Here is a 12203-nt window from a genome sequence, read left to right on the forward strand (position 1 = left end):
GGCCCGCGGCCGGTTCCTGGATTTCGATTTTCGAACAGGAACCGGCCGCGGGTCTTTTGCTGTCCCCGTTCCGCCTTTATAGTCAGAGTGACTATTAAGGAGGCGGGCGTGAGTCTCGCGGATGTACTCGACCCTCTGCAGCAACCCCTGGTGACGGTTCTGGACACCCCGGTCAGCTGGACCGAGGTGCTGGGCTTCGGCAGCGGTGCGCTGTGCGTCTGGCTCGTGGCCCGCCAGCACCTCGCCAACTGGCCGATCGGCATCGCCAACAACGTCTTCTTCATCCTGCTGTTCGCCCAGTCCGGTCTGTACGCCGACGCCGGACTCCAGATCGTCTTCATCGCCCTTGCCGCGTACGGCTGGTGGACCTGGACCCACGGGGGTGGACCGGGGACGGACGGCCTGCCGGTGCGGCGCACCACCCGCACCGAATGGGCCGGGCTGCTCGTGGCAGGGGCGGTGGGGACCCTCGCACTGACCGTTCTGCTCGACCGGGCCACCGACTCGACGGTGCCCTTCTGGGACGCCCTGACGACCGCCCTGTCGCTCGCGGCGACGTACGGGCAGTGCAGGAAGCTCGTCGAGTCGTGGTGGCTGTGGATCGCCGCCGACGTGGTCTACATCCCGCTGTACGCGTACAAGGAGCTCTACCTGACCTCGCTGCTGTACGCCGGATTCCTGACGCTGTGCCTGATCGGCCTGCGCAACTGGACACGGGACCTCGGCGTCCGCGCCCCGGAGCCCGTGGAGGCCGTGGCATGAAGCGTTTCGCACACGGGCTGGTGCTCGGGAAGTTCTATCCGCCGCACGCCGGCCACCACCACCTCGTCCGCACCGCCCGGGACCGCTGCGAGCGGCTGACCGTGCTGGTCTGCGCCGCCTCGGTGGAATCGGTGCCGCTCGCCGACCGGGTCGCCTGGATGCGCGAGGTGCACCCGGACGTGACGGTGGTGGGCGCCATGGACGACACCCGGATGGATCTCCACGACCCGGCGATCTGGGACGCCCACATGGCCGTCTTCACCGGGGCCGTGCCCGAGCCCGTGGACGCCGTCTTCACCTCGGAGGCGTACGGGGACGAACTGGCGCGCCGCTTCGGCGCCGAGTCCGTCTGCGTCGACCCGGACCGCACGGTCTTCCCGGTCTCCGGAACCGCCGTCCGCGCGGATCCGGCCGGCTGCTGGGACTTCCTCGAACCCCCGGTCAGGGCGGCACTCACCCGACGGGTCGTCGTCCTCGGCGCCGAGTCCACCGGGACCACCACCCTGGCCCGTGACCTCGCCGCGCGCTACCGGCGGCGCGGCGGCATCTGGGCGCACACCGGTTACGTGGCCGAGTACGGGCGTGAGTTCAGCGAGCGGAAGCTCGCGGCGCTGCGCGCCCGGTGGCCCGAGGCCCAGTGGGAGGACGTCTCCTTCACCACGCACGACTTCCCCCTCATCGCCGAGACCCAGAACGCCCGCGAGGAGGCCGCGGCCCGCGCCGGTTCCCCGCTCCTCGTCTGCGACACGGACTCCTTCGCCACGACCGTGTGGCACGAGCGGTACGTCGGCGGCCGCAACCCCCTGGTCGAGCGGACGGCCGACCGGGTCACCCATCACCTGTGGCTGCTCACCGACCACGAGGGCGTCGCCTTCGAGGACGACGGACTGCGCGACGGCGAGGAGCTGCGGCCCTGGATGACCGACCGCTTCCGGGCCGAACTCACCCGTACGGGAAGGACGTTCACCGAAGTCACCGGCAGCAGGGCCGAACGGCTGGCCGCCGCCGTCGCGGCCGTGGACACCCTGCTGGCCGACGGCTGGGACTTCGCCGCGCCCCTCCCGGAGCGACGATGAACGCCGCCGCGCCCCAGGGTTACGACCCGCACGCCTTCGAGCCGTTCGCCGTCACCGTCGACCTCGCCGTCTTCACCGTCCGCGAGTCCCGGCTGCACGTCCTGCTCGTCGAACGGGGCGAGGACCCGTACAAGGGCCACTGGGCGCTGCCCGGCGGCTTCGTGCTGCCCCGCGAGTCGGCCGGGACCGCGGCCCGCAGGGAACTGGCCGAGGAGACCGGGCTGGCCGAGGAGACCGTCCCGTCCCTTCACCTGGAGCAACTGGGCACCTACAGCGAACCGGACCGCGACCCGAGGATGCGGGTCGTCTCCGTCGCCTACGCCGCCCTCGTCCCCGATCTGCCCGAACCGCGCGGTGGCGGTGACGCGGCCGGCGCCCGGTGGTGGGACGCCGGACAGCTCGGCACGCTCGCCTTCGACCACGACCGCATCCTCGCCGACGCCCGCGCCAGGATCGGCGCCAAACTCGAGTACACCTGCCTGGCCACCGCGTTCTGCCCGCCCGAGTTCACCCTGGGAGAGCTCCAGCAGGTGTACGAGACGGTCTGGGGCGTCGAGCTGGACCGGCCCAACTTCCGGCGCAAGGTCCTCGCCACACCCGGATTCGTCCAGGCCGTGGAGGGACCGCCGCGCCGCACCGGAGGACGGGGAAAACCGGCCGCCCTCCACCGGGCGGGTGCCGCCACCGCCCTGCACCCTCCACTGCTGCGACCGGAAGGAAGAAGCACGTGATCGTGACCAGGACCCTCACCAAACAGGCCGCCACCGGCGCGCTGACCGGGCTCGCGCTCGGCGACGCCCTGGGCTTCCCCACCGAGTTCAACAACGTGCCGTCGATCCTCGCCAAGTGCGGTCCGTGGCGCCAGATGCGGCTGCCGAAGCCGGCGTTCGTCACCGACGACACCCAGATGACCCTGGCTCTCGGACGCGGAATCCGTACCGCCATGGACCGCGGACTGCTCACCCCGCTGCGCCTGGCGCGGCCGGTGCGCGAGGAGTTCGTCGACTGGTACCACTCGCCCGACAACAACCGCGCCCCCGGCCGCACCTGCATGACCGCCTGCCGTCTGCTCGACAGCGAGCGCCTCTGGCAGGAGGCCAGCCAGACGGGTTCCAAGGGCTGCGGCGCCAACATGCGCGTCGCGCCCGTCGGGCTCGTCCCCGGACTGAGCGAGGAACAGCGCGCCGGCGCCGCCCAGCTCCAGGCGGCCCTCACCCACGGACACCCGACCGCACTCGCCGCGTCCGACCTGACGGCCCGCGCGGTGTACCTGCTGGCCCAGGGCGCGGAGCCGATGGGCCTGGTCGGCCAGCTGCGCAGCTACGCGTACGAGAACAGCAACCGCTACCTCACCCGCTGGCTCGGCGACCTCTGGCGCCACGCGGGCGACTCGTCCCCGGAGCTGTACATCCAGCGCGGCTGGGACGAGTGCCTCACCGCCCTGGCCCGGGTCCAGGACGCCCTGCGCCACCCGTCCCCGGAGACCGACCCCTGCGAGGGCACCGGCGACGGCTGGGTCGCCGAGGAGGCCCTCGCCACGGCCCTGCACTGCTTCCTGCTCTTCCCCGACGAACCCGTCACCGCTCTGCGCCGCGCCGCCTGCACCCGGGGCGACTCGGACTCGCTCGGCTGCCTGACCGGCGCGCTGGCCGGCGCGCACCTGGGCTCGGCGGCCTGGCCCAAGGAGTGGTCGGAGCGGATCGAGTACCGGAGCGACCTCCTGTCACTGGGGGCGCTCTGGGACGCTTGAGCCATGCTCACGAACACCGCACTCCTCCAGGAGGCCGGGCTGCCGGTCACCGACCTCGGCCCGGTCGTCGCCGGGGAACGCCACCCGCTGCTGTTCGCCACGGTCTCCGGGGCGCACCTGTACGGGTTCCCCTCCCAGGACTCGGATGTGGACCTGCGGGGGGTCCACATCCTGCCCGCCGAGGACCTGGTCGGGCTCCGCGAGCCCGAGGAGACCCGCTCGCGGATGTGGGACAGCGACGACGGGGTGGAGATGGACCTGGTCACCCACGACCTCCGGAAGTTCGTCCGGCTGATGCTGAAGCCGAACGGCTATGTGCTGGAGCAGCTGCTGTCACCGCTGGTCGTGCACACGACCGCCCTGCACGCCGAACTGGTGGCCCTCTCCCCGGCCGTCCTCACCCGCAACCACGCCCACCACTACCGCGGATTCGCCCACACCCAGTGGCGGCTCTTCGACAAGACCGGCGAACTGAAACCGCTCCTGTACACCTTCCGGGCGCTGCTCACCGGCATCCACCTGATGCGCAGCGGCGAGGTGCTGGCGCATCTGCCCACGCTGCTCACCCGGGTGCCGGCGCCGTCCTACCTCCCCGGGCTGATCACGGCCAAGGCCGCTGCCGAACACGGGGGAGCGGACGGGGTGGACGCCGTGGCCGTGGCCCGGGACGTCGAGTCGCTGCACCGGGTGCTCGACGGCGCGCAGGCGGACTCGGGCCTTCCGGACGGGGCGAGCGGATTCGACGCACTGCATGAACTGGTGGTGCGGGCGCGCCTGACCCACCTCCCGGCCGGCTGAGCCGGGCCGCCCGGCGCTGTCTCAGCCCGCTTCGGACGCCAGGGCCGACGCCCGCCGGACGCGGGTCAGGAAGTCCTCGACCCGCGCCCGGTCCGGCCGATCAGGCAGCGGGGAGACGGCGGCCGCCTCGTCGTTCTCCTCGGCCAGCGACGCCATGCGCCGCTCCACCTCCGGCCAGGCGACCTCGCCCCGCTTGACGGCCAGCAGTTCCTCCCGGGCCGTGCCCACGTCGATCGTGAGCTCTCCCGTACGCAGCAGGTCCCGGCAGCTCGCCAGCAGCCGCAGCAGATGCATCGCGTGCTTCCAACGCGGCGCCCCGTACTGCCGGACGTCCGCCTCCAGCTTCCGGTGCTGCCCCAGCGCATAACGGACGAAGGTCTGATGGGCCTGCCGGGACAGGAACGCCTCGCGCAGGGAGAGGAGTTCACGGCCCGTCGCGTCGATTCGTTCCACCAGGGGCGAGTGCAGGCACTCCAGCACATTGGGGTTGGCCCGCAGAGCCAGTTCGCAGAACCGCTCCAGCTCCCAGGAGAACTGCTCGTCGGCCGGCCCGTCGACATGCGTCGGAGGCTTGTCGAACCGCCAGAACAGCGGGGTCGGGGCGAGGAACACCCCCCGCCGGTCCGTGTCGCTGCCCTCCGTCGCGAGCCCGAAGGCGCGCGAGCCCATCACACAGGAGTAGACCGTGTGGTCGCGGACCAGGGACTCGTCGCCGGGGGAGATCATGCGGGGAGAGTACGCGCCCTGCCCGGCCAGGCCGCCGCCGCGTCTCACGGACAGGGCGGCCCGGCGCGGGACGCCGCCGCCCCCTTAGGCTGAAACACAAGCGCAGGCGTGGCAGGAACAGGCAAGGAGCACGACGTGGCGGTACGAGCGGTCCGCGGAGCCGTCCAGCTGGAGCGGGACGAGGCCGGACACATGGACGAGCAGGTCAGTGCCCTGCTCACCACCGTCCTGGAGCGCAACGACCTGGTCGCGGACGATCTGATCAGCATCTGGTTCACGGCCACACCCGATCTGCACTGCGACTTCCCGGCCGCCGCGGCACGCGGCATCGGTATCGTCGACGTACCGCTGATCTGCGCCCAGGAGCTGGACATCGAAGGGGCCATGCCCCGGGTGGTACGGATCCTCGCCCATGTCGAGACGTATCTCGCCAAGTCCGAGATCGCCCATGTCTACCTCGGCGCCACCGCCTCCCTTCGCAAGGACATCGCCCAGTGAGAACCGCCGTCGTCATCGGAACGGGCCTCGTCGGCACCTCCGCGGCCCTCGCCCTCGCCGGGCGTGGCATCAAGGTCCACCTCGTCGACCACGACCCGGAGTCGGCGCGTACGGCGGCCGCGCTTGGAGCCGGTACGGACGAGCAGCCCGAAGGCCGCGTCGACCTGGCGATCGTCGCCGTGCCGCCGGCCCACACCGCGACCGTGCTCGCCACCGCGATCGGCAGCGGGGTGGCCCGCGGCTACCTCGACGTCGCGAGCGTGAAGGGCGGACCGCGCCGCGAGCTGGAGGCGCTCGGCGTCGACCTCACCCCGTACATCGGTACGCACCCGATGGCCGGCAAGGAGCGCTCCGGCCCCCTCGCCGCCACCGCCGACCTCTTCGAGGGCCGGCCCTGGGTCCTCACGCCCACGCGTGACACCGACACCGAGGTCCTCAACCTCGCACTGGAGCTGGTCGCGCTCTGCCGCGCCGTCCCGGTCGTCATGGACGCCGACGCCCACGACCGGGCCGTCGCCCTCGTCTCCCACACCCCGCAGCTGATCTCGTCGATGGTCGCCGCCCGCCTGGAGGAGGCCGACGAGACCGCGGTGCGCCTGTGCGGCCAGGGCATCAGGGACGTCACGCGGATCGCGGCCTCCGACCCCCGGATGTGGGTGGAGATCCTGTCCGCCAACCCGGGCCCGGTCGCCGACGTCCTCGCCGGTGTCGCCGCCGATCTGGAGGAGACCGTCACCGCGCTGCGCGGGATGCAGTCCGCCGACGAGGACAAGCGGCGCGAGGGCACCGCAGGCATCCAGGACGTCCTGCGCCGCGGCAACGCCGGCCGGGTCAGGGTCCCCGGCAAGCACGGGGCCGCCCCCGCCTCGTACGAGGTCGTGGCCGTCCTCATCAGCGACCGCCCCGGCGAACTGGCCGGGATCTTCGCGGACGCGGGCCGGGCCGGGGTCAACGTCGAGGACGTACGGATCGAGCACGCCACCGGGCAGCAGGCGGGCCTCGTCCAGCTGATGGTCGAACCGAGCGCCGCCCCGGCCCTGAGCGCCGCCCTGCGCGAGCGGGGCTGGTCGATCAGGCAGTAGGGCCTTCTCCCGCGCCCTTGGGGCGCCGGGCCGGAAGGCACTTTTCCACAGGGGTGGTCGGGCCCGCCCCGGCACTCGGTAACCTTGTGCGGGGCGGGTTCACGCGTCCCGTCCCGCCCACCCCGTGTACCAGGAAGGTGTCCACCACCGTGGAAACCGTAAGCACCGCCGCCCGGACCGCCCCGGCCGCAGTGATCGTCGCCATCGACGGCCCCTCCGGAACCGGCAAGTCCAGCACGTCCAAGGCCGTCGCCGCCCAGCTCGGCCTCAGCTACCTGGACACCGGTGCCCAGTACCGGGCGATCACCTGGTGGATGCTGAACAACGGCATCGACGTGCACGACGCGGCGGAGGTGGCGACCGCGGCCGCCAAGCCGGTCATCGTCTCCGGCACCGACCCCACCGGCCCGACGATCACCGTCGACGGCGAGGACGCCTCCGGCCCCATCCGTACGCAGGAGGTCACCTCCAAGGTCAGCGCCGTCAGCGCCGTCCCCGAGGTGCGCACCCGCATCACCGAGCTGCAGCGCACCATCGCCGCCGGAGCGGAGAAGGGCATCGTCGTCGAGGGCCGCGACATCGGCACGACCGTGCTGCCCGACGCCGACATCAAGATCTTCCTGACCGCGTCCCCGGAGGCCCGCGCGGCCCGCCGCAGCGGCGAGGTCAAGGGCTCCGATCTGGCCGCCACCAAGGAAGCACTGATCAAGCGGGACGCAGCCGACTCCGGCCGCAAGACCTCGCCGCTCGCCAAGGCGGGCGACGCGGTCGAGGTGGACACCACCGAGCTGACCCTCCAGCAGGTCATCGAGTGCGTCGTCACCCTCGTCGGGGAGAAGCAGGCCGCCAAGTGACACCTGCCACGAGCGCGCCCACGCTGCGCGGAGCGGCGGTCGGACGCGGCATCGGGATCGGGCTGATGTACGGGCTCTTCAAGCCCCGCGTACTCGGCGCCTGGCGGGTCCCCGCCTCCGGACCCGTCATACTCGCGGTGAACCACTCGCACAACATCGACGGGCCGATGCTGATGGGCACCGCGCCCCGGCCCGTCCACTTCCTGATCAAGAAAGAGGCGTTCGTCGGCCCCCTGGACCCGTTCCTGCGCGGAATCGGTCAGCTGAAGGTGGACCGTTCGATCGCCGACCGCACCGCCATCACCCACGCCCTCGGCGTGCTGGGGGACGGCGGAGTGCTCGGGATCTTCCCCGAGGGCACCAGGGGCGAAGGAGACTTCGCCTCGCTGCGCGCCGGACTGGCGTATTTCGCGGTACGCAGCGGGGCGCCGATCGTGCCCGTTGCCGTACTGGGAAGCACCGAGCGCCGCGGACGGTTGATATCGGCACTGCCGCCGCTGCGCAGCCGGGTCGATGTCGTCTTCGGCGAGGCGTTCGACGCGGGCGACGGCAGCGGCCGGCGGACGCGCAAGGCGCTGGACGAGGCGACGGTGCGTATCCAGGGACGGCTGACCGGCCACCTGGAGCAGGCCAGGCGCCTCACCGGGCGCACCGAGTAAGACTTGAGTAGTGGACCGCGTGCTGCGTGGTCCATCGATGATGATGCAAAGAGGAACGGACTTCATGAACGACCAGATTCACTCCGGCGGCTCGGACCACGAGCACGGAGCGCTTGGCGATGCCGAGTACGCGGAGTTCATGGAGCTCGCCGCGCAGGAGGGGTTCGACCCCGAGGACGTCGAGGGTGCCATCGGTGCGGCGGGTCACGGCCCGCTGCCCGCGCTCGCCGTCGTCGGCCGCCCCAACGTCGGTAAGTCGACCCTGGTGAACCGGATCATCGGCCGTCGCGAGGCCGTGGTCCAGGACAAGCCAGGCGTCACCCGTGACCGCGTCAGCTACGAGGCCGAATGGGCGGGCCGCCGCTTCAAGGTCGTCGACACCGGCGGCTGGGAGCAGGACGTGCTCGGGCTGGACGCCTCCGTCGCCGCCCAGGCCGAGTACGCGATCGAGATGGCCGACGCGGTCGTCTTCGTGGTCGACTCCACGGTCGGCGCCACCGACACCGACGAGGCCGTCGTCAAGCTGCTGCGCCGGTCCGGCAAGCCGGTCGTGCTCTGCGCGAACAAGGTCGACGGACAGAGCGGTGAGGCGGACGCCACCGCGCTCTGGTCGCTCGGCCTCGGCCAGCCGCACCCGGTCTCCTCGCTGCACGGCCGCGGCACAGGCGACATGCTGGACGCCGTGCTGGAGGCGCTTCCCGAGGCCCCGGCCCAGTCGTTCGGCACGGCGGTCGGCGGCCCGCGCCGCATCGCTCTGATCGGCCGTCCGAACGTCGGCAAGTCCTCGCTGCTCAACAAGGTGGCCAACGAGGACCGTGTCGTCGTCAACGAGCTGGCCGGCACGACCCGTGACCCGGTCGACGAGCTGATCACCCTCGGCGGCATCACCTGGAAGTTCATCGACACGGCGGGCATCCGGCGCCGGGTCCACCTCCAGGAGGGCGCGGACTACTACGCCTCGCTGCGTACCGCGGCCGCCGTGGAGAAGGCCGAGGTCGCCGTGATCCTGATCGACTCCAGCGAGTCGATCAGTGTCCAGGACCAGCGCATCGTGACCATGGCCGTCGAGGCCGGGCGCGCGATCGTGCTCGCCTTCAACAAGTGGGACACCCTCGACGAGGAGCGCCGCTACTACCTGGAGCGCGAGATCGAGACGGAGCTCGCGCAGGTCGCGTGGGCCCCGCGGGTCAATGTCTCGGCCCTCACCGGCCGCCACATGGAGAAGCTGGTCCCGGCGATCGAGACGGCGCTCGCCGGCTGGGAGACCCGTATCCCCACCGGCCGGCTGAACGCCTTCCTCGGTGAGATCGTCGCCTCCCACCCGCACCCGATCCGCGGAGGCAAGCAGCCCCGCATCCTGTTCGGCACCCAGGCGGGCACCACGCCGCCGCGCTTCGTGCTCTTCGCCTCCGGCTTCCTGGAGCACGGCTACCGCCGGTTCGTCGAGCGTCGGCTCCGTGAGGAGTTCGGCTTCGAGGGCACGCCGATCCACATCTCGGTGCGGGTCCGCGAGAAGCGCGGCCGCAACAAGTAGTCGAACCGGTGAGGTCCGGCGCCGCCCTGCGTCTGCGTAAGGCACAGGGCGGTGCGCTGCGGCCCCACCCAGGCGCCCGAGCTGTTGAAGCCTCCAAGGGGCCCTCAACGGCCTCCTGACCGTACGACGGAGCCCCGGACCGCTCGTTGAACGAGCGGTCCGGGGCTCCGTCGTACGGTCAGGCTCCCCGTGAGCCCGGCGGCAGTGCCGCCGCCGGGCGGCCCCCGCCCGCGTGCCGTCCGACCCGCTGCCACGAGCCGAGGCTCCCCGTGTGGCTGCTCGGGCCGCCGCTCTGTCCGCCCGTGCCGCTCGCGGTACTCCCCGCTCCGCCGTGCCCGGAATGCCCCGAGTGGCCGCTCAGCGGGGCGCGGGAGCCGAAGAACCCGGAGCCGAAGGCCGGCAGGCCCAGACTCTCCTCGCCACTCCGATCACCCGGCAGCGCCCTGAACGACCTGCGGTACTCGGAGTACAGCGCGTCGTAGATCGGGGTGTGGGACGGGCCGCCCGATGGGTCCTGCGCGGGGCGCATGGCAGGGATCGGGCTCGGACGCTGGTGGGAGGGGTCGTATGAGTGCACGTATGTGCCAACGACCCCGCCGTCCGTCGGATGCGGGCCCGCGGGAGAAATAGCTGTTCGCCGCGGGTGCGCGGGGTGCGCGGTCATGATCAGGTCCCGGCCAGCGGCATCGCGGCCGCGACCAGCAGCCCGCCGGCCGCGGCCTTCTCCAGGGCGTCGCGCAGCAGGTCCTCGCGGGGCTGCTGGCCGATCGAACCGGCCGGGGCGGCGTAGACCAGCACGGTCTGCGACTTGTTGGCCGCCGTCCGCCAGCCCTCGGTGACCTGAAGCGGCGCGTGCGCCTGCCACCAGGCCACCGGAGCGCCGCCGCCCGTTCCCGGCTGGAGCACCGCGTGCAGCTGCCCCATGGCGAGCAGGATCGACCAGCCGTGCAGCACCTCGGGGACCTGGTCCATCCGGTGGACCGGGCGGAAGTTCTGCTCCAGCAGGAGCTGGAGGAACTCGTCACCGGCACTGCCGTCGGTACCCGGGCGGGCGATGGCGCCGGTCGGCTCGACGACCAGGGCGGGGTGGAGCTCGTCGTCGATCAGGACGAGTCCGCTGGTGATCCCGAGCACCGCCTGCTCGGGGGTCAGGCGTTCCGGGGACTCCTGCTCGCTGCCGGTGATGCTGCGTACGGCGCCCTGCAGCTGTTCCTCGGCGACCTGGACCACCTGCGAGGGGATGCAGCTCGCGTGGGCGAAGGCCAGGACGGCGGTCTCGTCGCCGACGAACAGCACCGTGCTGGTGCGCTCCTGCTCGGAGTCGCCGGGGGTGCGGCAGGAGGTGCAGTCGTAACTGCCGGGGGCGTTGTCGCCGACGAGCAGCCGGTCGGCTTCGGCGTCGCCGATCTCGGCGCGTACGTCCTCGCTGACGTCGAGCATGCGCGGCACGGGTGGCTCCTCGAACTCGGTACGTGCGCCGGGCGGTTCCCGGCTCATGAAGGAGACAACGGGTGAGCCGCTGCCGGGGTCACGCGAGAAGGGGAACGGAATCGAACCGCGCAGCGTGTTCGAATCGGAGATACCCGTACAAATATGGACAGGATGAAACGTGCCGTACGCATGCGAGTTGCCGGGCGGGGAGACGCCGGTCGCGCGCGGGCGGCCCTCCGGGCCGGAGCGCGGGCACTGCCGGCCGCTCGTGCCGCAGGAGCCCGGCGCCGCTCTCGGGGGTCCGTGCGTGGCCGTAATGCGGAAGGCTCCGGTGTCCGCTATACGGGCAGAAGGGGCGGGGGTGGGGGGCGTGGTGGGATGGTGTGGATATCGTCACCTCGGGATAAGGGTGCGATAAGGAAGGGTGAATTCCTGGTGGTGTGTTCATTTACGGGTCGCCACTCCGACGGAAAGCCGACATCGCCTGCCGGTGGTTATTCCGCTTGTTTTCCGGCCCCTTTCGGATCGCTTCAGTGATCGTTTTCAGCCCTGTGTGATTACTGTGCGTTCGATGGAGAATCGTGCGTCCGAACGAATGAACGCGTGGAGAGCACGCGTAGTGATCCTGTGACACAAGTGTGACCGGCGGGGTGCGTGAGGATGCGGTGCGAACGGGTGGCGCCCCGGCTTCCGTCGCGGTCGGGAGCCGCCTACGGTGAGAGGCATGGCACCCGTACCGACTCCTTCCGCCCAGCCCGACGACACTCCCGGCGCCTATGTCGGCCTCGCCTCCGAGGCCGCCGAACGGCGGGCCCGGGAGCGCGGCTGGGCCACGGTCAGAGCCCTGCCGCCGGGCACCGTGATCACCATGGAGTTCCAGAGCGGCCGGATCAACTTCGAGGTCGAGGCGGGCGTCGTCAGGCGCTGCTGGACCGGCTGAGGACTCGATGCCGGGTGACGGACCGCCCGCCCCCGTGCATGACGGAAGGCCCCGACCGGAGTCGGGGCCTTCCGTCATGCACGGGGACGGTGC

Annotated in this window: 14 protein-coding genes; 11 read left to right on the forward strand and 3 right to left on the reverse strand. The window is 71.7% G+C overall.

The features are described from left to right. The first annotated feature begins 108 nt into the window (after positions 1-108). Genes pnuC through OG959_RS31170 form a run of 5 tightly spaced genes read left to right on the forward strand, consistent with a single transcriptional unit; the run spans position 109 to position 4386 of the window. On the forward strand, positions 109-762 hold the full coding sequence (gene pnuC / locus OG959_RS31150) for a nicotinamide riboside transporter PnuC (protein WP_326663833.1): 654 nt from the start codon (positions 109-111) through the stop codon (positions 760-762). After that, a complete protein-coding gene (locus OG959_RS31155; RefSeq protein ID WP_326663835.1) occupies positions 759-1838 on the forward strand; it encodes an AAA family ATPase in 1080 nt (359 codons plus the stop codon). Before pnuC ends, OG959_RS31155 begins: the two co-directional genes overlap by 4 nt. Beyond that, a complete protein-coding gene (locus tag OG959_RS31160; protein WP_326663837.1) occupies positions 1835-2569 on the forward strand; it encodes an NUDIX hydrolase in 735 nt (244 codons plus the stop codon). Before OG959_RS31155 ends, OG959_RS31160 begins: the two co-directional genes overlap by 4 nt. Next, on the forward strand, positions 2566-3588 hold the full coding sequence (locus OG959_RS31165) for an ADP-ribosylglycohydrolase family protein (RefSeq protein ID WP_326663839.1): 1023 nt from the start codon (positions 2566-2568) through the stop codon (positions 3586-3588). The genes OG959_RS31160 and OG959_RS31165 overlap by 4 nt, the downstream gene beginning before the upstream one ends. Before the next feature lie 3 nt (positions 3589-3591). Then, positions 3592-4386 (forward strand): nucleotidyltransferase domain-containing protein, encoded by a 795-nt coding sequence (locus tag OG959_RS31170; RefSeq protein WP_326663840.1) that lies wholly within the window; start codon positions 3592-3594, stop codon positions 4384-4386. Positions 4387-4407: 21 nt separating this feature from the next. Here the strand turns inward: OG959_RS31170 and OG959_RS31175 are convergent, their stop codons facing one another. Then, positions 4408-5112, reverse strand: a complete 705-nt coding sequence (locus tag OG959_RS31175) for a nucleotidyltransferase domain-containing protein (RefSeq protein WP_326663842.1) — start codon at positions 5110-5112, stop codon at positions 4408-4410. 135 nt (positions 5113-5247) lie between these two features. Here OG959_RS31175 and aroH point away from each other — a divergent pair, with 135 nt between their 5' ends. The 5 genes from aroH (at position 5248) to der (ending at position 9739) form a co-directional block, all read left to right on the forward strand. After that, a complete protein-coding gene (gene aroH, locus OG959_RS31180) occupies positions 5248-5610 on the forward strand; it encodes a chorismate mutase (protein ID WP_326663845.1) in 363 nt (120 codons plus the stop codon). Further along, entirely contained in the window at positions 5607-6692 is a 1086-nt protein-coding gene (locus OG959_RS31185) for a prephenate dehydrogenase (protein ID WP_326663847.1), read from the forward strand. The genes aroH and OG959_RS31185 overlap by 4 nt, the downstream gene beginning before the upstream one ends. A gap of 137 nt (positions 6693-6829) precedes the next feature. Further along, complete coding sequence (gene cmk, locus OG959_RS31190; protein ID WP_326663849.1) at positions 6830-7546, forward strand: (d)CMP kinase; 717 nt, start codon at positions 6830-6832, stop codon at positions 7544-7546. Next, positions 7543-8205 carry a lysophospholipid acyltransferase family protein gene (locus tag OG959_RS31195; RefSeq protein WP_326663851.1) on the forward strand — a complete coding sequence of 221 codons (663 nt, stop codon included), beginning with the start codon at positions 7543-7545 and terminating at the stop codon, positions 8203-8205. The genes cmk and OG959_RS31195 overlap by 4 nt, the downstream gene beginning before the upstream one ends. Positions 8206-8269: 64 nt before the next feature. After that, positions 8270-9739, forward strand: coding sequence for a ribosome biogenesis GTPase Der (gene der, locus OG959_RS31200; protein WP_326663852.1), 1470 nt, complete (start codon positions 8270-8272; stop codon positions 9737-9739). A 178-nt stretch (positions 9740-9917) separates the two neighbouring features. Here the strand turns inward: der and OG959_RS31205 are convergent, their stop codons facing one another. Both OG959_RS31205 and OG959_RS31210 read right to left on the reverse strand, forming a co-directional pair. After that, positions 9918-10268 (reverse strand): hypothetical protein, encoded by a 351-nt coding sequence (locus OG959_RS31205; protein WP_306069625.1) that lies wholly within the window; start codon positions 10266-10268, stop codon positions 9918-9920. 137 nt (positions 10269-10405) lie between these two features. Beyond that, entirely contained in the window at positions 10406-11188 is a 783-nt protein-coding gene (locus OG959_RS31210; protein WP_326663855.1) for a hypothetical protein, read from the reverse strand. A 706-nt stretch (positions 11189-11894) separates the two neighbouring features. Between OG959_RS31210 and OG959_RS31215 the strand changes: the two genes are divergently transcribed. Beyond that, a complete protein-coding gene (locus OG959_RS31215) occupies positions 11895-12110 on the forward strand; it encodes an I78 family peptidase inhibitor (protein ID WP_326663857.1) in 216 nt (71 codons plus the stop codon). The last annotated feature ends 93 nt before the right edge of the window (positions 12111-12203 follow it).

Source organism: Streptomyces sp. NBC_00385 (genome assembly GCF_035917155.1).
Taxonomy (GTDB): domain Bacteria; phylum Actinomycetota; class Actinomycetes; order Streptomycetales; family Streptomycetaceae; genus Streptomyces; species Streptomyces poriferorum.

Excerpts from the sequence above, each read along its gene's own strand:
- OG959_RS31155 (WP_326663835.1), top strand. The coding sequence starts at position 759 with ATGAAGCGTTTCGCACACGGGCTGGTGCTCGGGAAGTTCTATCCGCCG.
- OG959_RS31160 (WP_326663837.1), top strand. The coding sequence starts at position 1,835 with ATGAACGCCGCCGCGCCCCAGGGTTACGACCCGCACGCCTTCGAGCCG.
- OG959_RS31170 (WP_326663840.1), top strand. The coding sequence starts at position 3,592 with ATGCTCACGAACACCGCACTCCTCCAGGAGGCCGGGCTGCCGGTCACC.
- OG959_RS31175 (WP_326663842.1), bottom strand. The coding sequence starts at position 5,112 with ATGATCTCCCCCGGCGACGAGTCCCTGGTCCGCGACCACACGGTCTAC.
- der (WP_326663852.1), top strand. The coding sequence starts at position 8,270 with ATGAACGACCAGATTCACTCCGGCGGCTCGGACCACGAGCACGGAGCG.
- OG959_RS31205 (WP_306069625.1), bottom strand. The coding sequence starts at position 10,268 with ATGCGCCCCGCGCAGGACCCATCGGGCGGCCCGTCCCACACCCCGATC.
- OG959_RS31215 (WP_326663857.1), top strand. The coding sequence starts at position 11,895 with ATGGCACCCGTACCGACTCCTTCCGCCCAGCCCGACGACACTCCCGGC.